Consider the following 20,570-nt stretch of genomic DNA (forward strand, 5'->3'; position numbering starts at 1 on the left):
AGACTCCTTGGCATGAGGGATGTACCAGGAAGTATAGTTAAGAAATGCTTTTCTTTCGTCTCGGTTTTTCAGGAATAAGTTGCGTGACCTGGCTTTCAACCCAGCCATCATCAAGGCGGGTGCGTAACCGATCGCCCTTATTCAACTGGCCAGTTTTTTTTACGACCTGTCCATGGGTATCCGTCGTAACGCTGAAACCCCGCGCCAGCGTGGCGAGCGGGCTGACGCCTTCCAGTTGCGCGGCAAGCTGACCAAAACGTTGTTTATCGCGGTTAAGCATTTTTTCCATGGCCTGCTGCAGACGATAGTGCCAGTTCTGCAGACTTTTTTGTGCCTGATACAGGCGTTCTTGTGGCTGCTGTTGGGCCAGCCGCTGTGCCAGGCGATCCTGCTGACGGCTGGCGTGGCGAAGCCGTGTTTCCATCGCATCGCCCAGGCGCTGTTGTAGCCGGAACAGCAGGGTCTGCTGGCGCGCGAGGCGCAACTGCGGATGTTGCTGCTGCAGGCGATGGTCTAAACGGCTGAACAGACGCTGCTGACGCGCCAGATAGTAATCCATTGCCATTTCCAGCCGCTGCTGTTGTGACTGAAGTTGACGCAACAGCTCAAGCTGATTACGGCTGACAATTTCGGCCGCAGCCGATGGCGTTGGGGCGCGCAGGTCAGCGACAAAATCAGCAATCGTGACGTCAGTTTCATGCCCGACAGCACTGACCACGGGAATGTGGCTGGCAAAGATAGCGCGCGCCACGCGCTCGTCATTAAAGCTCCACAGATCTTCCAGCGAACCGCCGCCGCGTCCCACGATTAACACGTCGCACTCTGCCCTCAGGTTAGCGATTTCAATCGCACGTACGATCGCGGCAGGCGCATCTACGCCTTGTACGGCGGTGGGATAAATCACGACCGGTAGTGAGGGATCGCGACGGTGAAGCACGCGCAGTACATCGTGCAGCGCCGCGCCGGTAGCAGACGTTATGACGCCGACCTGCTTTGCCGGTTGCGGCAAGGGCTTCTTATGTTCTGGTGCGAACAGGCCTTCCTGCGCCAGCTTTGCTTTCAACTGTTCGAACTGCTGCTGGAGCAGGCCTTCACCGGCGGGATGCATGCTTTCAATAATCAGCTGATAATCGCCGCGCGGCTCATACAGCGTAATATTGGCGCGAACTAAAATCTGCTGACCATGTTGCGGGCGAAAGGTCACACGACGGTTGCTGTTGCGAAACATCGCGCAGCGCACCTGTGCACCATCATCTTTCAGCGTGAAGTACCAGTGGCCAGAAGCCGGCTGGGTAAAATTAGAGATTTCGGCACTCAGCCACACCAGGCCCATCTCATTTTCCAGCAGCTGACGCACTGTGGTATTGAGACGACTTACGGTAAAAATATTGGCGTTCGGTGGCAGCGACATGTGACGAAGATCAAATTCCAAATCAGTAGGTTAATTAGTCGATACTACAGGCCCTGTTGCGCGGATCAAGACTTTTTCTAAAAAACTAGTGGAGGCAATCGATTACGCCCTGTATAATGCCGCGGCAATATTTTATCTATTCTCACGCACCCGAGGTGGAGTATTGCCATGTTAAGAATCGCTAAAGAAGCACTCACTTTCGACGACGTCCTGCTCGTTCCTGCTCACTCCACCGTCCTGCCTAATACGGCCGACCTCAGCACGCAACTGACCAAAAATATTCGCCTGAACATTCCCATGCTTTCTGCTGCGATGGATACCGTGACCGAAGCGGGCCTGGCGATTGCGCTGGCACAGGAAGGCGGTCTGGGCTTCATTCATAAAAACATGTCAATTGAACGCCAGGCAGACGAAGTCCGTAAAGTCAAAAAACATGAAAGCGGCGTGGTTACCGAACCACAGACCGTACTGCCCACCACCACACTGGCCGAAGTTAAAGCGCTGACCGAGCGCAACGGTTTTGCTGGTTACCCTGTGGTGAACGCGAAAAACGAACTGGTGGGCATCATCACCGGTCGCGATGTGCGCTTTGTGACCGATCTGAACCAGCCTGTCACTGCCGTGATGACGCCGAAAGAGCGTCTGGTGACGGTGAAAGAAGGCGAAGCCCGCGACGTCGTTCTGCAAAGAATGCACGAAAAACGCGTCGAGAAAGCCCTGGTCGTGGACGACAGCTTCCATTTGCTGGGCATGATCACCGTAAAAGATTTCCAGAAAGCCGAACGTAAGCCTAATGCCTGTAAAGATGCGCAGGGCCGTCTGCGTGTGGGTGCTGCTGTCGGTGCCGGTGCGGGCAACGAAGAGCGCGTGGATGCACTGGTGGCTGCCGGTGTTGACGTCTTACTGATCGACTCTTCTCATGGCCACTCTGAAGGTGTACTGCAGCGCATCCGGGAAACCCGCGCGAAATACCCTGATCTCGAAATCGTCGGCGGCAACGTGGCGACTGGCGCGGGTGCGCTGGCGCTGGTTGAAGCGGGCGTAAGCGCCGTTAAAGTGGGCATCGGTCCGGGATCCATCTGTACGACCCGTATCGTTACCGGTGTCGGTGTTCCGCAGATCACCGCCGTTTCTGACGCTGTTGCGGCGCTGGAAGGCACGGGCATCCCTGTTATCGCTGACGGCGGTATCCGTTTCTCAGGTGATATCGCCAAAGCCATCGCGGCAGGTGCTTCCTGTGTCATGGTAGGTTCTATGCTGGCAGGTACAGAAGAATCGCCGGGTGAAATCGAACTTTACCAGGGCCGTGCCTTTAAATCCTATCGTGGGATGGGGTCACTGGGTGCGATGTCTAAAGGTTCATCAGACCGTTATTTCCAGACCGACAACGCCGCTGACAAGCTGGTGCCGGAAGGCATCGAAGGCCGTGTAGCCTATAAAGGCCGCCTGAAAGAGATCGTGCATCAGCAAATGGGCGGTCTGCGTTCATGTATGGGGCTGACCGGTTGCCCGACCATTGACGATCTGCGCACTAAAGCAGAATTCGTCCGTATCAGCGGTGCGGGCATCAATGAGAGCCACGTGCACGATGTGACCATCACCAAAGAGTCGCCGAACTACCGCATGGGTTCATAACCCCGCAAGATTTCCCGCCCGGCGACAGCCGGGCGCTTTACTTTATCAAGTCACCGTTTTGGAAAACCCTCAATGACGACGGAAAATATCCATAAGCACCGCATTCTGATTCTCGATTTTGGTTCTCAATACACGCAACTGGTGGCGCGTCGCGTCCGTGAGCTTGGCGTGTACTGTGAACTCTGGGCCTGGGACGTTACCGAAGCGCAGATTCGCGAGTTCAATCCCAGCGGTATCATCCTGTCGGGTGGCCCGGAAAGCACCACAGAACACGACAGTCCGCGCGCACCTGACTATGTTTTCACGGCTGGTGTGCCCGTGCTGGGCGTCTGTTATGGCATGCAAACCATGGCTATGCAGCTGGGTGGTAAGGTCGAAGGCTCTAACGAGCGCGAATTTGGCTATGCGCAGGTAGAGGTGAACACCGCCAGCGCACTGATTCGCGATATCGAGGATGCTATCAGCGCATCAGGCAAACCGTTGCTGGATGTCTGGATGAGTCACGGTGACAAGGTGACCGCGATTCCGGCTGACTTCGTCACCGTTGCCAGCACGGAAACCTGTCCGTTTGCGATTATGGCGAACGAAGAGAAGCGCTTCTATGGCGTGCAGTTCCACCCGGAAGTCACCCATACGCGCCAGGGCCTGCGCATGCTGGAGCGTTTCGTTATCGATATCTGCCAGTGTGAAGCGCTCTGGACACCGGCCAAAATCATTGAGGATGCCGTTGAGCGCCTGCGTGCACAGGTGGGCGACGACAAAGTCATTCTGGGCTTGTCCGGTGGTGTCGATTCCTCTGTGACCGCGATGCTGCTGCACCGTGCGATTGGTAAAAATCTGACCTGCGTTTTCGTGGATAACGGTCTGTTGCGTCTGAACGAAGCGCAGCAGGTGCTGGATATGTTTGGCGATCACTTTGGTCTGAACATTGTTCACGTCGATGGTGAAGCGCGCTTCCTGGATGCGCTGGCCGGAGAAAGTGACCCTGAAGCGAAGCGTAAAATCATTGGCCGCGTTTTCGTCGAAGTTTTTGACGAGCAGGCGCTGCGCCTGGAAGACGTGAAGTGGCTGGCACAGGGCACCATCTATCCGGATGTGATTGAATCCGCTGCCTCTGCCACCGGTAAAGCCCACGTCATCAAATCGCACCACAACGTCGGCGGCCTGCCAAAAGAGATGAAGATGGGCCTGGTCGAGCCATTACGTGAGCTGTTTAAAGACGAAGTGCGTAAGATCGGTCTGGAACTGGGCCTGCCGTACGATATGCTCTATCGCCATCCGTTCCCGGGCCCGGGTCTGGGCGTACGCGTGCTGGGTGAGGTGAAAAAAGAGTACTGTGACCTGCTACGCCGTGCGGATGCCATCTTTATTGAAGAGCTGCACAAAGCCGATCTCTACAATAAAGTCAGCCAGGCCTTTACGGTGTTCCTGCCCGTCCGTTCCGTGGGCGTAATGGGCGATGGCCGTAAATACGACTGGGTCGTTTCACTGCGTGCGGTCGAAACCATCGACTTCATGACTGCCCACTGGGCGCACCTGCCGTATGATTTCCTGGGCCGCGTGTCCAATCGTATCATTAACGAAGTGAACGGCATTTCCCGCGTGGTCTATGACATTTCCGGTAAGCCACCGGCGACGATTGAGTGGGAATGATTTACAGCCTTTTGCTGACGATTGACACCGATTTGTAAAATCCTTGAGCCATCAGCGATTGCTGGTGGCTTTTTCTTTTTATCGATTGTTAACGATTGCTGAAAGCCACAATTTACCGTCGGTGTTTTTGACGGTATGGCCGATCCGTTGTACGCTCCAGATCCTTTTTTACCGTTACCAGATTGGTAGCGGTGACGGTATTCGGAGCCGACCATGCTTACAGACACAAAGATAAAAAATCTCAAGCCGCGCGAGAAGGCGTACAAAGTCGCTGACCGTGAAGGGCTCTACGTATCCGTTCTGCCGGGCGGCACGATCTCATTTCGCTATGACTACCGATTCAACGGACGACGTGAAACCCTGACGATAGGCAAATACGGACCTGACGGTATCAGCCTGGCCGAAGCACGCGAGCAACTCAATGCCGCTAAAAAGCTCATATCCTCAGGCGTATCACCATCTGCGGCGAAACGTGACGGTAAAAAACAGATAGCCGGTGCCGACAGGCTTAACCATTTTACCGTCAGATATATGGAGCATGCCCGCCTGGCGGACAGTACGCGCGCGATGAAACAGGCTGTTATCGACAGGGACATCCTGCCCGCGCTGGGCAATAAACTGATGACCGAGATAAACACGGCGATGGTTCGTGACCTGTGCGACAGGATTGTGGCGCGCGGTGGCCGGGCAACAGCCGTTCAGGCCCGCGAAATCATCGCCAGCATTTACCGGTATGCGACTGACCGAGGTCATGAGTTCATCAATCCCGCCGAACGTATCCGGGCATCATCGATCGCTACGTTTGAGCCGCGCGTAACCACGCTTACGCCTGCTGAAATCGGGTTGTTCTTCCGCACGCTCGATGACGTTTCCACGATGGCTACGCTTAAACTGGCCGTGAAATTTGTCATGCTGACTATGGTCAGGAAAAGCGAGTTCACACACGCAGAATGGGATGAAATTGATTTTAAACGGATGCTCTGGAAGATCCCTGCCGAGCGGATGAAGGGGTCAAGAGAGCATGTCATCCCGCTTTCATCACAGGCTAGTGATCTGCTGGTGGGTCTGAAAATGTGTGCAGGCAGCAGCAAATACATCATGCCTGGCAGATACGATATGACCAAGCCGCTGTCGAACGCGGCGCTTAACAGGGTGCTGGCGGTGACGATTGATGCGATCAGGGAAGGAGGGGAGAAGATAAAGGATTTCACTGTGCACGATATTCGCCGGACGGCCAGCACACTTTTGCATGAGGCGGGTTATCCGTCTGACTGGATAGAGAAGAGTCTGGCCCATGAACAGAAAGGCGTGCGCGCGGTTTACAATAAAGCGGAGTATCTCCCGCAACGCACGTTCATGCTGCAGCAATGGGCCGATATGGTGGATGGGTGGATTGATGGGAGTATCGAAGACCTGGTGCCTTTCTCACCGTTAAAATTTGAGCAATGGATGTCTCAGCGGTCAGGGTGATCGCCAAGCGTTTTATCTGCCAGGGTGGCAGACAGGTAAACCAGCCCCGCCGGAAGCCAGAAAATGCAGATCCAGAATGATGCAAGGGAGTGCGGCGGGTTTTCCAAGCGGCCCAGCAGGTAGGCGGCAACAATCAGATATAGCGTAATTATGATCATGCAACCCTCCCGGAGATTAGTTGCACACTGCTGTCGCACTGGTTCCCCCAGTGGTGCCAGCCCGGGGCCGCGCATCGGCTGAACAACTCGATGCGTGACACGTCACCATATAGCTGCTCAAGGCGGTGACGAACCTCCCAGGGTTTTTCGCTGTGTTCACCCAGGCATGAGTAAACTACCTGCTTTACTGAGGCGCTGGCACGAATCAGGCCGTTCCCGCGTGTAGCAATCAGCACATCCTCTGTGTTTGCACGCGTATGGTTGCCGCCATTCATGCGGGTTTCTGCGTTCAGTATGTCCAGCAGATCGTTGAAATCATGGATTGTCTGCTCTTCCAGGTATCGGTTAATCCTTTGCTCAGCCAACTGGTTCAGCTTCACCCAGGTGAAACCCTTCATTGTTCTGACGCGGAATCCCCAAGCTTCTGCCAATTCGCGCGCCTCCTGGTTGTGCGTTCCGGTATACCACATCGCCAGCACCGAGTTTTCTTCAGCCAGATCCCATACTGGAAGGCGCTTGATGTCAGCCAGGCGCATCGTCGAATAGTGATTACCGGCAGCGCCGTTGCTGATTTTATTGCCGTATTCCCAGGGGGGATCGGCGTAGATGAGTTGATATTTCATGCCCGCACCTCACGCAGCAGCTTATCCATCTGGTAGATATGGCTGGTTTTGCGGCACTCATCGAAAATAATGTTGACGCTGTTGCATGGCGTCAGCCGGCGGTTGGCATTGCTCAGGCGGCGGTTAATCTCGCTGATTTCAAAATCCTGACTGGCATCACGCAGCCAGCAGATAAAATCGCGGCCATGTTGATGCCGGAAAACTACTCCGGCTTTATACAACTTGCTCAGTGCGCACATAGAGCTGTCACGGCGTAAACCCTGTTTTTCAAGGTGAGCGTGTATATCGACGGAGCGCGCTGATCCTCTCTCTTTGAGGAAAGCGTAAATCAATTCTTTGGCTGTCATGGTTAGCCTGCCATGCGCATCATGCTGCGCTGTTTCTGGTGGTTGGGGTTGGCTTCAAACTTCGCGGCCAGTGACGGGTCACGGACTGCGGACGCCGCGTTACGCTGGCGCTCATCCAGCCATGCCTCTACTTCGTCCTCGTTCCAGGCAACAGTGCGGTTGGTTAACGGGAAACGCTTGGGAAACTCGCCTTTGGCTTCCATCTGGTTGATGGTGTACTCGGACAGTGGCACCTTCTTCAGCAACTGGTCCTTGCGGATTGCACCTTTCATAATTCTTTCTCCAAAGAAAAGGGCGCTCTGCGGCGCCCATAGGTTTTCACTGGTGTTGGTTAAACGTATTCGGCTTTCATGTCAGCCAGGGTGATTGAGAAACCTTCGTGCAACTCTTCGCCCAACTGGCCTTTAAGGCGCTGAAGATCAGCTTCAACTTTCAGGAATGTTTCTTTCGCATCAGGGGCGCTGGCGTCCAGGCTGTTGATCGCGGCTTCAATCTTGCCGCGTGCGTCATGCTGTTTGTAGACTTTGCCAGCGCGTGAACGCAGAGACCGGAACGTTGATTCGTTCAGGGCTTCTTTGTGCTGGCTGATCTTCTCACCGATGGCCACAGCTTTTTCAAGCGTGTCAGCCTGCTCAATCTCTTCCTGCAGACCAGCAACAACTACGTCATCGTCGAGGTTATCTGCTGGTTGCACGTTATCGCCGCTACTTCCGATCATGTTGTTCAGGTCGGCGGTGGTGCGCGGCGTGATATCGCGCTCGCCGCGTGGGGTATCGTCGAGCTCATCAGGAGTGTAAACACCTAACAGAACGTCAGGAGCGTGCAGGCGCGCCCAGCGCTTGGTGCAGAGATAAGCAAGCTGCTGTTTCGGATCCTGCTCCCATAAAGGTGAGTTACGAACACCAGCCTGCGCCATGCTGATAGTCAGCTCACGCGGCTCGGACTCACCTTTAAGCACAGCCGAAACTGTGACGGTCAAATCTGGCGACTTATCGTTTTTTCCGCTGCACTTCGTCCAGTCGCCTGACCAGCTGTAATCGATGCGGCTCGACAGCAGGGCAGAGGAAGACACTACGGCATTAACCAATTGCGCCTCATAACCCAGCGCGCCGTTAACGATGTGCGTTTTCTGCGCCACTGCATAAGGGTTCATGCCCCACTGTGCGGCCTGCATTGTCACTGCCAGGCAGTCCGCCGGCTTACCGCGAAGGTGCTGAGGAATAGCGACAACACCTTCAGACATGACCTGCGCGAACTGCTGTAACTGCATCAGGCTTTGTGGGTTAAAGATGGTGGCTGCGGTACTGGTCGTTTCGTTGCTTACTAAATTAGTGCTCATAGGATTCCTCATAAATCAGGCCAGGTTGTTCTGGCTAAAATTCGGTTAATTTGAACTTTCGACACGCCGTAATGCTTTGCGAGCGCAGATGAACAGAACTCATTTGAGTTCCGACGATGTTTACTTCGGATTTCAATTACCTGTGCGGGGCTAAGTTTTGCTCTTGGAACACCTCTTCCTCTGGACTTCATATCCTGCATATTGTCTTTTTGACTTCCGGGTTCTAGATGAAGCGGATTGATGCATGATGGGTTGTCGCATTTGTGACGTATAAGCAGGCCATCAATATGGCTGATATCAACGTTGTGATGTTCGCAGTAGGCCAGCCGGTGAACCAGATAGAGTTTTGAACCAACTCTTTTCCGCCCGTAGCCATCTTTGTTTTTATAACCGGTCCATTCGATGCATTTATCAGTCATTTCTTTTTGGCCCACGCTGGTCGGGAAATAAATTCGACACCACCCCAGTTGTTACTGATTTTGCATTGGTGGTATGTATTCAGATCCCGTCTGTAAAGTTGATGTCCGACCTCTGCCGCCTCCTCATCTAACTGGAACACGCGTACCGGATAGCGGCCACAGTCGATAGAATCACTGACGGCGATAAAGACAAACTGCGGGTATTCGTTGAAGTGCTGATAGAAGCCATCGCGGTACATTTCAGACTGTACGTGATACCGGAATTCCTCGACGTGACGCGTAAAGCGGTCCATGTCTGCCACTTTCTTCACGTCCACGATTACCGGCTGTTGTTTCAGGAAACGGTCAGGGCGGATCCGGCAAAGTTCGCCGGTCTGCTCGTCATCCCAGTAAATGGACGCTTCGCAGTGGCCATCGGCTTCCAGGAAGAACCGCGCCGCCGGGTGGGCCATGGTGCTGGCCTGCATCAGCTTTAGTTTGCGGTGATCCTCGTACTCAACAACTGTCTTTCCGGTGTAGCGACAGTCCTTTAGGAATGCCGCTTCATCCTCTTTACCCTTATTAGTGCGTCGGTTGAAATAGGGCGCTTTGATGAACCGCTTATCGAATTCGTCAGGCTCAAGCAGGATGCAGTGGAGCGCGGTACCCATATCGAGTGCCTGCAACTTTTCTTCATCCTGCGGCGCCTGTTTTCGCCACTGGTAAACAGCCGGGTTGATAGCGATATCGTCCAGCTGTGATTTGCTGACACCGGCACCGGAGTGGTAAGCCTCGTTGCTGATGTCAAAATAAAGCCCCGGATCATTCGGGGCTAATGAGATTTCAGGGTTAGCAGTCATGGCGTCCAGTCCTCGCCAAGCCACTCCTTATCGCGCCAGTCGATTTCGGCCTGCTTAACGCAGATTTCATCGACCATGTTGGCAAAAGCGTCCTGAGCAAAGTCAGCATCAATACCTGGCATACTGAAACCAAAGGGGCGGCGCAGGGTTGCAACATCAACTGGCCACTGCTCTTTAAGCGTTTCTGCGCGGTCGCGGATCCACTCGTCTTTTTTTACTGACGCATCGTGCTGTTGCCAGCGCGCTTCCTCGATGCGTTCGTGAACTGCATAAGTATTCATAGGTCACTCCATGTCAGCCGCGACGCTGGCGGCCATCTTTTGTGTGAATACCCATTCAACACCGGCTTTAAAGCTGCTGAACTGCTGTTCAATACCCAGCACGCAGGCGGTGAAAATGAACATCCCGTTTTGGTAACGATATTTCATAATCGAATCCAGAATTACCGTTTTGGTAATAGTTAATTGCACGACAAATTACCCTTCAGGCCATAAGCCTGGTGGGCGATCTTTCGGAACTGCTCACGGTTAACGGTCTGCGTATATCTCTGTTGGAGTAGTGTCATCCTCCAGATGTAACCGCAGGCCATGCGGACTATTACGAACGGCTCTCCCTTCTCATCAGTTAATTTCATAGCTGTCTCCGGAAGAGGAATAATGTCTGTCACTTTCCAGGCAAGCATTCCGGTTTGACGGGTCAGCGTTGCCATCTGGTGGGCGGCCAGATTCAGGTTTGTGAATGCCCGTTGCGGATTGTTAAAGAGCGTCAATTACCAAATTGGTAACTATTGAGGCTAATAATAATCGCTTGGCAGTAGATGTCAATCGTTAACGAGAGAAAAAATTACCAAATAGGTAATTATTGATGCGGTAGGATATAGCTGGGCTGATACGGTTTAGTGGTTAACTCAGTTGTCGCCGGTGTTTTTCGACTGGCTGATAACGAATGACACAAAGCTGCTGATCTTCTCTTTGTCGGAGGCATCCAGCTTTGAATAGGCGTCACGGTCATAATCAATCATGCGATCGTCATGCGCCGGGATAAGCAGCTCGTAGCCGCGGCGCCCGAAACCTTTGGCAATCGAATTCACCGTGCTGATTGTCGGGTCGATCTCCTGGTTGAGAACGCGCCCGATGGTGGACTGGGTAACGCCGCTGGCCTGGTGCAGTTTGCCCTGGGTTCTGAGACTCTCTGATTTATCCATCCAGACGCGAAGATTATTTGCCAGGACTTCACGGATCTCTACATCGGGATTGGCAGGCATGACGTTATCGCGGTCATTATCGAGCCAGTAATCTTCCAGCTTCAGCAGGCGCTCAATCTTGCGTGCTGCAGCGCTGCCCATGGGTTTATCACGCGTCCACCTGCTGATGAGGTTTGGCAGCATGTTAAGGGCCTGGGCCATTTTGGTCTGATTTCCCTCAAATCGGGCTTCGAGCAAATAAATCAGATTCGCTTTACGGATCCCGGAGATAGGTTTCATTTTTTCCTGGTACTCAGATTTAGGTTAGTGATGACTGAGTGCATTTAAACCGATGTTACCTTTCTGGTAAATGCACCAGATTGGTAATTAGTGTTGCGAAACGCTACCGCATAGGTAACAATTCGGTGATTGAAATCGTTATCTGGAGGCCCACATGGAGCCGTTTGACTTCAAAGAGTTCTGGCAGGGTTTGTCGACTGAAGAAAAGAAGCAACTGGCTAAAGAGGCTGGTACCACAACGCATTACATCAGGACTCATCTTGTATATGCCCGCCGCGTTCCGACGCGTAACTACATGACAGGGTTGCAAAAAGCCTGCGCCAAAATCGATCCGGCTATTACCACTGAAAGGCTGTTATCCTTCTTCTACTCCGCTGCCTGACCTGTTACCCGCCACGCTTAAAAGCCGCCTTAATGGCGGTTTTTTCATATCTGCAACTGCCTAAATTCCCTTATAAAACAACTAATCGTTACCAAATATGCAAATAGTGGTTGATTAAGCTGAAAATAAAATGAAAATAGCCAAGAGCAAGAGCAGGAGTTTTGGAGGTAGCGTGAAAATTATTACCCAAATGGAGGCCGCCCGCCTTGGCCTCAACAAATATTACACGGGCAGACCGTGTAAACGCGGTCATAAAAGTGAGCGCTGGACCCTCAATGGTGCCTGCGTTCAGTGCAACGTTGAGCGCGTTAACCGGAAACGTGAAGAAATAGCCGCAGCGATGAAAACTGCGCAGCAGAGCATTGGGACGCCAGCGGAGGTGTACTGATGGCAAGTAGCTGGATAAAAGTTGAGGTAATCACCCCGGACAAACCTGAGATTTTCCAGATAGCGGAAATTCTCGGCATTGATCCTGATGCAGTGTTGGGAAAGCTGGTACGCATCTGGGCATGGGCTGATCAACAGACGATAGATGGTAACGCTGGCAGCGTTACAAAGGGAGTACTTGATCGTATCGCTTTCATTACAGGTTTCGCTGATTCACTGATCGCAGTGGGCTGGCTGGCTTATGTCGATGGAAAGCTGACTTTGCCCAACTTTGAACGGCATAACGGAGAATCATCGAAAAAACGAGCACTTACGAACAGAAGGGTGGCTGAGCACCGGAAAAAGGGAGACAAAAATGTAACGCAGACAGCGTTACAAAAAGCGTTACCAGAGGAAGAGGAAGAGGAAGATATAAAAGATAAAACCCCATATAACGCGCGCACGGAAATTTCTAAGCCGTCGACACAATCCGTAAACGCGATAATCGATAACCACGTTCCTCCGTCATCCGGATCGCTGGTTGTTGGAAAATTCACAATGTTTGAAGGCTGGCAGCCGTCATCTGATTTCACGCGTTTGTCAGCGGTGTGGGGATGCCGACTTGATCATCCGCCAACGCCTGAAGAGATTGCGGGATTCGTTTCTTACTGGCAGGCCGAAGGAAAAGCATTTCATCAGACGCAGTGGGAGCAGAAGTTATCCCGGAACCTGGTGACAATCAGAGCCAAAAAAGCAACAGAACCTGAATCAGTACCTCACTGGAACAGCCCTGAAGGCTGGAAGGAATTTATATGAAAAATGAAATCTATGAAGCTATCCAAAATCGTGATGGTCTGTTGCTCGCCCGCATGGCGGGGAAAGAGCAGCCGGCTTCTAACAATGTGATCAATCTGGAGGCAGCACGGCTGGTCGATAAACTGTTTAACCAGCTCAAGCTTGTATTCCCAGCAGCTGAACAGACAGCACTGAAAAGTGAAGCGCATGAAACGGCCGCCAAGCGACAGTGGACGGCGGCTTTTGCCGAAGGCGGTATCCGCACACTTGAGCAGTTGTCTGCTGGTATGAGACACGCCCGAGCCAGCACCTCGCCGTTCTGGCCATCACCCGGTCAGTTTGTTTCCTGGTGCAAAGACAGCTCCACGGTCCTGGGCGTAACCACCGAAGAGGCGATGACAGAGTTTCACCGTTACAACCGGGATCGCGGCCTGTCCACGTCGCCCGAGCGATTCAACTGGTCAAAGCCGGTTCTGTACTGGGTGATCACCGATGCGCGCCAGGCGATGATCCAGCGCTGCATGACGGAATCAGAGGTTGAGACATTCATCACCCGCAAGCTGAACGAGTGGTCGAAGAAGGTGGCAGCAGGTGAGGAGATACCAGATCCGGTGCAGATGATTGAATCCAAACCCAGGGCAGCAGCGCATCAGCCTTCGCCAAAGGATTACGAATACCAGTACATGCCGAACGCGGCGCACATGGGCAGTGTCACCCCGGCGCAATGGCTGCTGGAGGAATACAAAAGGCGTAAGGCAATGGGCCTTAAGACGTAGTCATGGGATAAATAATTACTGAAATGGTAATAAATCCTGCGCCAGCGCAACCAGATTCAATTGAACAGGGTAACAACGTACAAACGGGCTATGAGTTTTAAAAACGTCTCAGAACGCATTACAGCGCGTTTTAGAGGCATAGGAAGAAAGCGCAAAAGTGCGCATTTTTTTACTTGCCAGTTATTACCAAATTGGTAATAGTAACCAGATAGGTAACAGGAGAGAGATATGCATCCTATCGAGTTTATCGAAAAGAACATCCGGCAGTTGATGGTGGGTGAGGGCTTCTCTCTCCCAGTTGCACAAGGCGCAGCAAATGCTGCTGTCGATTACTACCGCCGCTCATCGCAGCCATCAATAAAGAGCCGCGGAATTTTTGAAGATTGTCTCCGCGAAGCAAGAAGCTACGCGAAGCGTAATGACGACAAGGTCAAGCCTTCCAAATCCAAGGCTATCCCAGCGAAGACTAAGGCGAAGGCAAAAGCATGAAAAAAGGACTTTATGCACTCGGTCGGCTCAAGACCGGCCAGATGAACAAGACCGAAAGCGCCTACGCAAACCACCTGGAGTTGCTAAAGCGCGCCGGGCAAATCGTCTGGTACCGCTTCGAGGGGATCAAGCTGCGCCTCGCTGACAACTGCTTTATCACCGTGGATTTCGCCGTGATGTACGCAAGTGGCCAGCTTGAAATGCACGACGTGAAAGGCTCAAAGCGGATTTTCAGCGATGACGCCCGGGTGAAAATGAAGGTCGCCGCAGACGCGTACCCGTTCGTTTTCAAAGCTGTTTACCCAAAACCCAGGGCAGCAGGCTGGGACGTAGAAGAGTTTTAAACAGGTTAATCAGAGCAGTAAAAAGCGTGTTAATTGACAAAAACGTGATTTCTTATAACGGTCTGAGGTGAAAAATATTTATGGAAAATAACAGGTTAAGTGATGTTAACTCGAAAAGCGGTAGTGAGTTAATCGTGGTGTCTGTAGCGGATTCAGGAGAAGGGAAATGAAAATCACCGAACGCGAAATGCGTGGATTGCTGACCGGTAAATGTTTACCTGGCGACATGCGTATTAACGAAGATTTACCAGCTTATCTGGTGCGCAAGTTTGATGAATTGCAGCAGAAGCTGGATGCGCTGGCGGCGGAGAATACCTACCTCAAAGATAGCGTCGCTATGCATGCTGCCGGATTCTCTGAGTGCTCAGTGTGCGGCAACGAGGAGTCATGCGAAACACATGACATCGTGTGGATGGCTAAAGAAACCCCAGCCACCGACGCTTATATGAACTCGGTGCGGATGGAGGGTCGTTACGAAGGCATCAACTACGCAGCTGGACGCCTTGCCGCTGCCTTTAACCATGGGTTTGTAGATAAGCCTAAACGTGAGGTTTTCGATGTCGTACGCATGATTTTGTCTGCAAAAGAAGACCTGTCAGATGATCCGCAGATTGCCCGGGATGGTTTGTCGGGCGAGTATGCAGAAAAGTCTCTGAAAGAGTGGGAAGAAGAACTCCGCTCCGGCACCCATGACACTGCGGAAAAGGCGGGCTGATATGGCTATCTGGTTAGAGATTAGATGCGAAAGGCGCGGTGCTGGTCGGTCTGAATACGATGGGTTCCGCTGCTGGTCAGATGATAATGAAGGCCCGGGTGTTATGTCTGATGATTCTCAGCGCGGTTTGATTTTCTCCCATAAAGAGTTAGTAGACGATTGCAAATCAGCAGGATGGAATAAAGTTCGTGGGGAAGGCTGGGTTTGCCCCGCTTGCTTTGCTTATGAAGCCAAAAAGGATGCCAGCCATGACAACTAATTCCCCCAATCCAGTTGATGGTGATGTGCAGGCGCTGATTGGTCTGTGCAAGATTGAAATTAAGCGCTGGAAGGCTGCATCAGAAACCAACCCTGACATGCGCTACATGGTCGAGCTGATGGAAACGGCACTCGCAGCGCTGACAGCTAAACCTGGACTTTTCGAATGGAGATTCAAGCAAACTGATACCCCAGCCTCGAATTGGCTTACATTGCCGATGGAGAAGCTTGATAGGTCAAAGGCAGTTTTTGGTGATTTGGTGGAATATCGATTTTGGTTCGAATCCCCGCCCGCTCAGCTTTTGCGCCCGGTGGAGTTGCCAGGCAAAGTCTCATGTGAAGGATTCAATTTAAAAGAAGTAGATGAAGCTAGGGGGAAGGGACAGTGTGAAGGTTTTAATAGCGCTATAGACGCGTGCAGAGAAGCATTGCGTCAGCAGGGCTACGAGGTGAAAAATGATTAAGTTGCCAGATTATTTTGACAGCCTGGTTGAGCAGGCCAGAGCGCGCGCCGAAAAGGCGATGACTAAATTTCCTCAGCCCAATTACGTTTTGAATAAGGTGGCAGAGGAAAGCGGCGAAGTTATCAAAGCCGTTATTCATTACACGGAAGGTCGTGAAACTTGGGAGAACGTCGAGGCCGAACTTATTGATAACCTCGCTATGCTCATCCGCCTGGTTAAAGAAGGTGATCATGTTATTGGCTTTACGCCGCCTGCCGAAGTCCAGCGCCTTAACGCCACGGCACAGCCTGTAAGCGATGGATGGGTAAAGTGCAGTGAGCGGATGCCGCCTATCGGTAAGCGCGTCCTGATTCCAACATCTGGCCTCGGTGAGGCTATCGAAGCAGTAAGATTTAAAAGAAATAAGTTTAACCGGTTCGGAATTGAGGTGATTGCTGACTACTGGATGCCACTGCCAGCAGCGCCGGGAGGTCAGGATGAGCAGTAAACAGGAAATTTATGAAGGCCTGCAAAATCTCGTTAACAAGGCTTTTAGCTATGCTGGTCAAGTTGAATTAGGCCCTGAGCGAGTAGAGGCGTTTGAGTTTGCTGAGGCTCTGCGCAGGCTTCAACGCCGAGGTGCGGCCAGTGTCATGCTTGCCGCGACAAACCCGTTGGCTGCTGTGTGCGGCCAGGATGATGAAGACGATGATGAAGACGATGATGAGTGGGATGAGGATGACGACTGATGCCTAAATCCCCCGCCGAACGTAAAGCAGAGCAGCGCGCCAGACAGGCCGATGCCGGTATCAAAAAGCTGGAGATTGTTCTCGATGAGCAGGAACTGGCGATGTTGGAGAAGAACTGTGCCGCCCGCCGTCCAGGGCGTGAGCCCTACGACCTGGCAGAGTATATCGCTCTGCTTATTCGCCAGGACGATGCACGGGTCCGTAGCCGCATCAAATCGATGAGCAAGCGCAAGTGCGGTAAGTGTGGTGATTGCCTGCCTGTGCAGGATTGCCCACTGAAAGAAGAGTCAGCCTGTTGGGTTCGCCTTGGCTGGCATGAAACAAAATTAGCATTGTGACATGTCACGGCACTAAATCGCCTCGTCTATACTGCATTCAGGTATTCGACGGGGCTTTTTTATGCGGACATTCATCAGCGGCGGCGTTTATTTCTATTTCCTGTCACCGGGCGACAAGGTGCCAGCGCCGGACGGCAGCTTTATCGGAGCCTATGCCATCTGGCAGCGTGAAGATGACAAATGGGATGTGCGCTGGTGTCGGTACGGTAAATGGGTAGAAATCGCCAGTCAGCACTTTGATACCGAAAACGAGGCTTTCAACGTGGCGCACGCCCATTACGTTGAGGATGAGAAAAATAGTTACCGCATGGTGCCAGGCAAAGAGCCAGAGTGATCGCCAGGCGCAAAAGAATTAAACCACCGGTTTGGTGGTTTTTTTTTGCGTGATATGATTACCAAAACGGTAATTATATTGCGAGGTGTTACCAGTGCCTAAGCCACAATCCACGAAGCCGCTGAACGAACAGATGGTTCGGTACTGCGAAGAGCGTATTAAAAACCCCGACGACCAGACAGGTTGCGCTATCGCCGCCGGCTACTCAGCAGCCACAGCAGCACAGGCCGCAAGTCGTCTTGAAGCCGATCCGCGCATACAGGAGCGCATCGCACATCTGCGCCAGGCGCGAAGCCGCCGGACAAAGATTGACGCCGATTACGTGCTGAAAAGGCTGGTGGAGATTGACCAGATGGACGTGCTCGACATCCTCACCGATGAGGGTAGCCTGAAACCGGTAAGCCAGTGGCCAAAGGTCTGGCGCACGTCGCTCAGCGCCATGGATATTAACCGGATCCGCATGGCTGGCTCTGACGGTCAGGAAGATATTGAATCGATCATGCAGAAAGTGAAGTGGCCTGACAAGGTGAAAAACCTTGAGCTGATAGGCAAACACGTTGGCGTCAGTGCGTTCAAAGAGGTGCAGGAGCTTAACATCAACGTGAGCCTGGCTGACAAGCTGGCCGCCGCCCGCAAGCGCGCCGCCAGTGCTAAAGGTGGCGAAGATGAGTAGTGCCGCCCAGCTTGAGGCCCAACTGATAGAAGATATTGGCGCTTTCACGCACGACCCTTACGGCTATGCGATGTACGCATTCCCCTGGGGCGAAGAGGGCACCGACCTGGCTTACTCGAAAGGCCCGCGCAAATGGCAGGAACAGGCGTTTAAAGAGATTGGCGATCACCTGCAGAATCCCGAGACACGGCACCAACCGCTGATGATTGGGCGCGCATCCGGGCACGGTATCGGGAAATCTGCGTTTATCTCGATGCTGGTCAAGTGGGGCATGGATACCTGTGAAGATTGCAAGGTGGTGGTGACCGCCAACACCGAAAACCAGTTACGCACCAAGACGTGGCCAGAGATTGCCAAATGGCAGCGCCTCAGCATCACACAGGACTGGTTCACCTGCACCGCCACAGCGATTTACAGCAACGATCCGTCGCACGCCAAGTCGTGGCGCGCTGATGCCATTCCGTGGTCTGAGAACAACACAGAGGCATTCGCTGGCCTGCACAACGAGCGTAAGCGCATCATCCTGATATTCGACGAGGCATCCAACATCGCCGATCTGGTATGGGAGGTTGCCGAGGGTGCGCTGACCGATGAGAACACGGAAATTATCTGGGTGGCGTTCGGTAACCCGACGCGTAACACCGGCCGTTTCCGTGAGTGTTTCCGTAAGCTGCGCCACCGCTGGAAAACCGCGCAAATTGACAGCCGCACCGTGGAAGGTACCAACAAAGAGCAGATCCAGAAGTGGGTAGATGACTACGGCGAGGACAGCGACTTTGTGAAAGTGCGTGTGCGCGGCCTGTTCCCGTCGGCATCAGAGGCCCAGTTTATCCCTACAGGGCTGACGGATGCGGCCGTGGGCAGGGTGATTACGCCGGGCCAGATAGCGCATGCGGCCACCGTTATCGGCGTTGACCCCGCGCACCAGGGCGGCGACCCGGCGGTGATCTACCTGCGGCAGGGGCTGCACTGCAAGAAGCTGGGAGAGTACCAGCGCACGACCGATGATGTATGGTTTGCCAAAATTATATCCAGTTTCGAGGACCAGTATCAGGCCGATGCGGTATTCATCGATTACGGCTACGGAACGGGCGTTAAATCCGTTGGCGATAACTGGGGCCGCAACTGGCAACTGATACAGTTTGGCTCAGGATCCACCGACCCACAGATGGCGAACAAGCGCGGCGAAATGTACAACGCCGTCAAGACCTGGCTGAAGGACGGCGGGCAACTGGACAGCCAGCAGGTGGCAGAGGAATTGTCAGCAGCGGAATACAAGGTCAGGCTGAAAGACAGCCGCATCGTGCTGGAGGATAAGTCGAGTATCAAAGAGCGTTTGGGTAAATCGCCGAACGACGCCGATGCGCTGGCACTGACGTTCGCATTCCCTGTGGTGAAAAAGCTTCAGTATGTTGGCAGTCAGGATCAGGGCCGTAGCGAAACAGAATACAATCCGTACGATTAAAAAATGAGGTCTGCGGTGCCGGGTGCCTCCCGGTGAGTGGGGAAATCTGTAACCCTGCTCGCCCATCAATAATATCCAGTGGATATATTCGATTCAGCCCATCCGCACAGGTGGATTCACCGCATTAGTTTGAACGTAGCATATAAGCTGGGAGCGCATAAGCCTGATGGGGGATTTTAGGAAACTTTACTTTTGAAAAAAAATGCCCGCACGAAGCGGGCCAACCAGATTACAGACTCAGGATTGTGACTCTTCGGACACAGAGATAAACCCTCTCAAAGGCTTATGCCTGTATCAAAAAAATGGCGGCATCAACGACAAATTGGGTAAAACGTTGAGCCGCCTAAATCAAACACAGCAATGACAGATCACGGTCTTAGGCACATCGGTGAGAGCACTCAGTGCCTCTGTGGCGCGCCTGAACGCCCGCCAAATGCTCTCGCCTGATGTGTTGTGGTGGCCGGTGCTGATCTCCGGCTTTACCCTGAGTGGCCGACTTTACGGCTCCGCGTGGTATTCGCGGTTGATAGCGCATCAGCCTGCGCGTTCACCACAACGGAAAGAGCACTGACAGGCGGCACCGCCCTTACTGATTGCCAGCGTCTGACTGGACACTTCAATGCTCTTACCTGTTGTGTGCTGACCTTCCAGCCAGCATGGTTCGGATAATACGCGGTCACGTAATTTACGAACTGGCAGACTTTTACGGTGCTGCCCCCGCTTGTGGCCGACGTGTCAGCGCTCTCCACGGCTTAACTATTACCATTATGGTAACTGATGTCAAATTATTTTCTGTATAGTGGTTAAAATAATGCGTATGTGGTTTAATTTTGGTAACTATCCAAAGGGGTTACCGACATGTGCATGGGTTCTAAACCGTCAGTACCATCAGCGCCTGCGATTCAGGCTGCGCCACAGGAACAGGATACGGCTGTAGTCAACGCCCGCGACGAAGAAGAACGCCGCCGCCGCGCTGCTGCCGGACGGGCTTCCACCATCCTGACCGGTTCGCAGGGCGTCACTTCTCAGGCCAACACCAGCAGCAAAACGCTGCTCGGTCAGTAAT

At 53.0% G+C, this 20,570-nt stretch carries 31 protein-coding genes; 20 read left to right on the forward strand and 11 right to left on the reverse strand.

What is annotated here, in order from left to right; all coding sequences use genetic code 11:
* Positions 1-37 precede the first annotated feature (37 nt).
* A complete protein-coding gene (gene xseA, locus GC087_RS07000) occupies positions 38-1,411 on the reverse strand; it encodes an exodeoxyribonuclease VII large subunit (RefSeq protein WP_033740995.1) in 1,374 nt (457 codons plus the stop codon).
* A 168-nt stretch (positions 1,412-1,579) separates the two neighbouring features.
* Here xseA and guaB point away from each other — a divergent pair, with 168 nt between their 5' ends.
* From guaB to GC087_RS07015, 3 genes are all read left to right on the forward strand, one after another.
* Positions 1,580-3,046: an IMP dehydrogenase gene (gene guaB, locus GC087_RS07005; RefSeq protein WP_033740877.1), complete on the forward strand. Its 1,467-nt coding sequence runs from the start codon at positions 1,580-1,582 to the stop codon at positions 3,044-3,046.
* Positions 3,047-3,118: 72 nt separating this feature from the next.
* Positions 3,119-4,699, forward strand: coding sequence for a glutamine-hydrolyzing GMP synthase (gene guaA / locus GC087_RS07010; RefSeq protein WP_006120616.1), 1,581 nt, complete (start codon positions 3,119-3,121; stop codon positions 4,697-4,699).
* Positions 4,700-4,912: 213 nt separating this feature from the next.
* Positions 4,913-6,169, forward strand: coding sequence for a tyrosine-type recombinase/integrase (locus GC087_RS07015; protein WP_324030101.1), 1,257 nt, complete (start codon positions 4,913-4,915; stop codon positions 6,167-6,169).
* Here the strand turns inward: GC087_RS07015 and GC087_RS07020 are convergent.
* From GC087_RS07020 to GC087_RS07065, 10 genes are all read right to left on the reverse strand, one after another.
* On the reverse strand, positions 6,154-6,327 hold the full coding sequence (locus tag GC087_RS07020) for an MFS transporter permease (protein ID WP_324030102.1): 174 nt from the start codon (positions 6,325-6,327) through the stop codon (positions 6,154-6,156). The two genes, GC087_RS07015 and GC087_RS07020, sit on opposite strands and share 16 nt — an antisense overlap.
* Complete coding sequence (locus tag GC087_RS07025) at positions 6,324-6,950, reverse strand: MT-A70 family methyltransferase (RefSeq protein ID WP_324030104.1); 627 nt, start codon at positions 6,948-6,950, stop codon at positions 6,324-6,326. The genes GC087_RS07020 and GC087_RS07025 overlap by 4 nt, the downstream gene beginning before the upstream one ends.
* The gene (locus GC087_RS07030) at positions 6,947-7,297 is read right to left on the reverse strand and encodes a hypothetical protein (protein ID WP_324030106.1); all 351 of its coding nucleotides are present in this window, start codon (positions 7,295-7,297) and stop codon (positions 6,947-6,949) included. Before GC087_RS07030 ends, GC087_RS07025 begins: the two co-directional genes overlap by 4 nt.
* 2 nt (positions 7,298-7,299) lie before the next feature.
* Positions 7,300-7,569 carry a helix-turn-helix transcriptional regulator gene (locus tag GC087_RS07035; RefSeq protein WP_164482449.1) on the reverse strand — a complete coding sequence of 90 codons (270 nt, stop codon included), beginning with the start codon at positions 7,567-7,569 and terminating at the stop codon, positions 7,300-7,302.
* Between the two features lie 59 nt (positions 7,570-7,628).
* The gene (locus GC087_RS07040; protein WP_416383431.1) at positions 7,629-8,648 is read right to left on the reverse strand and encodes a RecT family recombinase; all 1,020 of its coding nucleotides are present in this window, start codon (positions 8,646-8,648) and stop codon (positions 7,629-7,631) included.
* The gene (locus tag GC087_RS07045; RefSeq protein ID WP_324030110.1) at positions 8,645-9,055 is read right to left on the reverse strand and encodes an HNH endonuclease family protein; all 411 of its coding nucleotides are present in this window, start codon (positions 9,053-9,055) and stop codon (positions 8,645-8,647) included. Before GC087_RS07045 ends, GC087_RS07040 begins: the two co-directional genes overlap by 4 nt.
* On the reverse strand, positions 9,052-9,894 hold the full coding sequence (locus GC087_RS07050) for a PD-(D/E)XK nuclease-like domain-containing protein (protein ID WP_324030112.1): 843 nt from the start codon (positions 9,892-9,894) through the stop codon (positions 9,052-9,054). Before GC087_RS07050 ends, GC087_RS07045 begins: the two co-directional genes overlap by 4 nt.
* The gene (gamL, locus tag GC087_RS07055; RefSeq protein ID WP_324030114.1) at positions 9,891-10,175 is read right to left on the reverse strand and encodes a host nuclease inhibitor GamL; all 285 of its coding nucleotides are present in this window, start codon (positions 10,173-10,175) and stop codon (positions 9,891-9,893) included. The genes GC087_RS07050 and gamL overlap by 4 nt, the downstream gene beginning before the upstream one ends.
* Positions 10,176-10,178: 3 nt before the next feature.
* Positions 10,179-10,322, reverse strand: coding sequence for a hypothetical protein (locus GC087_RS07060; RefSeq protein WP_164482445.1), 144 nt, complete (start codon positions 10,320-10,322; stop codon positions 10,179-10,181).
* A 479-nt stretch (positions 10,323-10,801) separates the two neighbouring features.
* Positions 10,802-11,377, reverse strand: a complete 576-nt coding sequence (locus GC087_RS07065; protein ID WP_324030116.1) for a helix-turn-helix domain-containing protein — start codon at positions 11,375-11,377, stop codon at positions 10,802-10,804.
* 154 nt (positions 11,378-11,531) lie between these two features.
* On the opposite strand from GC087_RS07065, the gene GC087_RS07070 reads away from it, so the two are divergent.
* The 17 genes from GC087_RS07070 to GC087_RS07150 all read left to right on the forward strand — a co-directional run bounded on the left by GC087_RS07070 (position 11,532) and on the right by GC087_RS07150 (position 20,569).
* The gene (locus GC087_RS07070; RefSeq protein ID WP_164482443.1) at positions 11,532-11,759 is read left to right on the forward strand and encodes a hypothetical protein; all 228 of its coding nucleotides are present in this window, start codon (positions 11,532-11,534) and stop codon (positions 11,757-11,759) included.
* A gap of 172 nt (positions 11,760-11,931) precedes the next feature.
* Positions 11,932-12,147, forward strand: coding sequence for a hypothetical protein (locus GC087_RS07075; protein ID WP_324030118.1), 216 nt, complete (start codon positions 11,932-11,934; stop codon positions 12,145-12,147).
* Positions 12,147-12,941, forward strand: a complete 795-nt coding sequence (locus GC087_RS07080; RefSeq protein ID WP_324030120.1) for a DnaT-like ssDNA-binding domain-containing protein — start codon at positions 12,147-12,149, stop codon at positions 12,939-12,941. Before GC087_RS07075 ends, GC087_RS07080 begins: the two co-directional genes overlap by 1 nt.
* A complete protein-coding gene (locus tag GC087_RS07085) occupies positions 12,938-13,696 on the forward strand; it encodes a replication protein P (protein ID WP_324030121.1) in 759 nt (252 codons plus the stop codon). The genes GC087_RS07080 and GC087_RS07085 overlap by 4 nt, the downstream gene beginning before the upstream one ends.
* A gap of 228 nt (positions 13,697-13,924) precedes the next feature.
* Positions 13,925-14,185 (forward strand): hypothetical protein, encoded by a 261-nt coding sequence (locus tag GC087_RS07090; RefSeq protein ID WP_324030123.1) that lies wholly within the window; start codon positions 13,925-13,927, stop codon positions 14,183-14,185.
* The gene (locus tag GC087_RS07095) at positions 14,182-14,529 is read left to right on the forward strand and encodes a DUF1064 domain-containing protein (RefSeq protein WP_324030125.1); all 348 of its coding nucleotides are present in this window, start codon (positions 14,182-14,184) and stop codon (positions 14,527-14,529) included. Before GC087_RS07090 ends, GC087_RS07095 begins: the two co-directional genes overlap by 4 nt.
* Before the next feature lie 166 nt (positions 14,530-14,695).
* Positions 14,696-15,244 (forward strand): YfdS family phage-associated protein, encoded by a 549-nt coding sequence (locus tag GC087_RS07100; protein WP_324030127.1) that lies wholly within the window; start codon positions 14,696-14,698, stop codon positions 15,242-15,244.
* Between the two features lies 1 nt (position 15,245).
* Positions 15,246-15,503 (forward strand): hypothetical protein, encoded by a 258-nt coding sequence (locus GC087_RS07105; protein WP_324030128.1) that lies wholly within the window; start codon positions 15,246-15,248, stop codon positions 15,501-15,503.
* Positions 15,493-15,966: a hypothetical protein gene (locus GC087_RS07110; RefSeq protein ID WP_324030130.1), complete on the forward strand. Its 474-nt coding sequence runs from the start codon at positions 15,493-15,495 to the stop codon at positions 15,964-15,966. The genes GC087_RS07105 and GC087_RS07110 overlap by 11 nt, the downstream gene beginning before the upstream one ends.
* Complete coding sequence (locus GC087_RS07115) at positions 15,959-16,453, forward strand: DUF551 domain-containing protein (protein WP_324030131.1); 495 nt, start codon at positions 15,959-15,961, stop codon at positions 16,451-16,453. The genes GC087_RS07110 and GC087_RS07115 overlap by 8 nt, the downstream gene beginning before the upstream one ends.
* Positions 16,443-16,694 carry a hypothetical protein gene (locus GC087_RS07120; protein WP_324030132.1) on the forward strand — a complete coding sequence of 84 codons (252 nt, stop codon included), beginning with the start codon at positions 16,443-16,445 and terminating at the stop codon, positions 16,692-16,694. The genes GC087_RS07115 and GC087_RS07120 overlap by 11 nt, the downstream gene beginning before the upstream one ends.
* Positions 16,694-17,032 carry a hypothetical protein gene (locus tag GC087_RS07125; protein WP_324030134.1) on the forward strand — a complete coding sequence of 113 codons (339 nt, stop codon included), beginning with the start codon at positions 16,694-16,696 and terminating at the stop codon, positions 17,030-17,032. Before GC087_RS07120 ends, GC087_RS07125 begins: the two co-directional genes overlap by 1 nt.
* Before the next feature lie 61 nt (positions 17,033-17,093).
* Entirely contained in the window at positions 17,094-17,366 is a 273-nt protein-coding gene (locus GC087_RS07130) for a hypothetical protein (protein ID WP_164482435.1), read from the forward strand.
* A gap of 94 nt (positions 17,367-17,460) precedes the next feature.
* Complete coding sequence (locus GC087_RS07135; RefSeq protein ID WP_324030136.1) at positions 17,461-18,039, forward strand: terminase small subunit; 579 nt, start codon at positions 17,461-17,463, stop codon at positions 18,037-18,039.
* Positions 18,032-19,504 (forward strand): terminase, encoded by a 1,473-nt coding sequence (locus GC087_RS07140; protein ID WP_324030137.1) that lies wholly within the window; start codon positions 18,032-18,034, stop codon positions 19,502-19,504. Before GC087_RS07135 ends, GC087_RS07140 begins: the two co-directional genes overlap by 8 nt.
* Before the next feature lie 388 nt (positions 19,505-19,892).
* Positions 19,893-20,075, forward strand: a complete 183-nt coding sequence (locus GC087_RS07145; protein WP_324030138.1) for a hypothetical protein — start codon at positions 19,893-19,895, stop codon at positions 20,073-20,075.
* Between the two features lie 287 nt (positions 20,076-20,362).
* Positions 20,363-20,569 carry a hypothetical protein gene (locus tag GC087_RS07150; protein ID WP_210515146.1) on the forward strand — a complete coding sequence of 69 codons (207 nt, stop codon included), beginning with the start codon at positions 20,363-20,365 and terminating at the stop codon, positions 20,567-20,569.
* The last annotated feature ends 1 nt before the right edge of the window (position 20,570 follow it).

The organism is Pantoea sp. JZ2 (genome assembly GCF_035191405.1).
Lineage (GTDB): Bacteria > Pseudomonadota > Gammaproteobacteria > Enterobacterales > Enterobacteriaceae > Pantoea > Pantoea stewartii.

What these genes read in the sequence shown, in the direction of transcription:
- GC087_RS07125 (WP_324030134.1), top strand. Translation starts at nt 16,694, where the DNA reads ATGCCTAAATCCCCCGCCGAACGTAAAGCAGAGCAGCGCGCCAGACAG.
- GC087_RS07100 (WP_324030127.1), top strand. Translation starts at nt 14,696, where the DNA reads ATGAAAATCACCGAACGCGAAATGCGTGGATTGCTGACCGGTAAATGT.
- GC087_RS07090 (WP_324030123.1), top strand. Translation starts at nt 13,925, where the DNA reads ATGCATCCTATCGAGTTTATCGAAAAGAACATCCGGCAGTTGATGGTG.
- GC087_RS07065 (WP_324030116.1), bottom strand. Translation starts at nt 11,377, where the DNA reads ATGAAACCTATCTCCGGGATCCGTAAAGCGAATCTGATTTATTTGCTC.
- GC087_RS07115 (WP_324030131.1), top strand. Translation starts at nt 15,959, where the DNA reads ATGATTAAGTTGCCAGATTATTTTGACAGCCTGGTTGAGCAGGCCAGA.
- GC087_RS07025 (WP_324030104.1), bottom strand. Translation starts at nt 6,950, where the DNA reads ATGAAATATCAACTCATCTACGCCGATCCCCCCTGGGAATACGGCAAT.
- GC087_RS07130 (WP_164482435.1), top strand. Translation starts at nt 17,094, where the DNA reads ATGCGGACATTCATCAGCGGCGGCGTTTATTTCTATTTCCTGTCACCG.
- GC087_RS07060 (WP_164482445.1), bottom strand. Translation starts at nt 10,322, where the DNA reads ATGAAATATCGTTACCAAAACGGGATGTTCATTTTCACCGCCTGCGTG.
- GC087_RS07110 (WP_324030130.1), top strand. Translation starts at nt 15,493, where the DNA reads ATGACAACTAATTCCCCCAATCCAGTTGATGGTGATGTGCAGGCGCTG.
- GC087_RS07050 (WP_324030112.1), bottom strand. Translation starts at nt 9,894, where the DNA reads ATGACTGCTAACCCTGAAATCTCATTAGCCCCGAATGATCCGGGGCTT.
- GC087_RS07085 (WP_324030121.1), top strand. Translation starts at nt 12,938, where the DNA reads ATGAAAAATGAAATCTATGAAGCTATCCAAAATCGTGATGGTCTGTTG.
- GC087_RS07030 (WP_324030106.1), bottom strand. Translation starts at nt 7,297, where the DNA reads ATGACAGCCAAAGAATTGATTTACGCTTTCCTCAAAGAGAGAGGATCA.
- GC087_RS07070 (WP_164482443.1), top strand. Translation starts at nt 11,532, where the DNA reads ATGGAGCCGTTTGACTTCAAAGAGTTCTGGCAGGGTTTGTCGACTGAA.
- xseA (WP_033740995.1), bottom strand. Translation starts at nt 1,411, where the DNA reads ATGTCGCTGCCACCGAACGCCAATATTTTTACCGTAAGTCGTCTCAAT.
- guaA (WP_006120616.1), top strand. Translation starts at nt 3,119, where the DNA reads ATGACGACGGAAAATATCCATAAGCACCGCATTCTGATTCTCGATTTT.
- GC087_RS07095 (WP_324030125.1), top strand. Translation starts at nt 14,182, where the DNA reads ATGAAAAAAGGACTTTATGCACTCGGTCGGCTCAAGACCGGCCAGATG.
- GC087_RS07080 (WP_324030120.1), top strand. Translation starts at nt 12,147, where the DNA reads ATGGCAAGTAGCTGGATAAAAGTTGAGGTAATCACCCCGGACAAACCT.
- gamL (WP_324030114.1), bottom strand. Translation starts at nt 10,175, where the DNA reads ATGAATACTTATGCAGTTCACGAACGCATCGAGGAAGCGCGCTGGCAA.
- GC087_RS07020 (WP_324030102.1), bottom strand. Translation starts at nt 6,327, where the DNA reads ATGATCATAATTACGCTATATCTGATTGTTGCCGCCTACCTGCTGGGC.
- GC087_RS07035 (WP_164482449.1), bottom strand. Translation starts at nt 7,569, where the DNA reads ATGAAAGGTGCAATCCGCAAGGACCAGTTGCTGAAGAAGGTGCCACTG.
- GC087_RS07140 (WP_324030137.1), top strand. Translation starts at nt 18,032, where the DNA reads ATGAGTAGTGCCGCCCAGCTTGAGGCCCAACTGATAGAAGATATTGGC.
- GC087_RS07105 (WP_324030128.1), top strand. Translation starts at nt 15,246, where the DNA reads ATGGCTATCTGGTTAGAGATTAGATGCGAAAGGCGCGGTGCTGGTCGG.
- GC087_RS07040 (WP_416383431.1), bottom strand. Translation starts at nt 8,648, where the DNA reads ATGAGGAATCCTATGAGCACTAATTTAGTAAGCAACGAAACGACCAGT.
- GC087_RS07120 (WP_324030132.1), top strand. Translation starts at nt 16,443, where the DNA reads ATGAGCAGTAAACAGGAAATTTATGAAGGCCTGCAAAATCTCGTTAAC.
- GC087_RS07045 (WP_324030110.1), bottom strand. Translation starts at nt 9,055, where the DNA reads ATGACTGATAAATGCATCGAATGGACCGGTTATAAAAACAAAGATGGC.
- guaB (WP_033740877.1), top strand. Translation starts at nt 1,580, where the DNA reads ATGTTAAGAATCGCTAAAGAAGCACTCACTTTCGACGACGTCCTGCTC.
- GC087_RS07015 (WP_324030101.1), top strand. Translation starts at nt 4,913, where the DNA reads ATGCTTACAGACACAAAGATAAAAAATCTCAAGCCGCGCGAGAAGGCG.
- GC087_RS07150 (WP_210515146.1), top strand. Translation starts at nt 20,363, where the DNA reads ATGTGCATGGGTTCTAAACCGTCAGTACCATCAGCGCCTGCGATTCAG.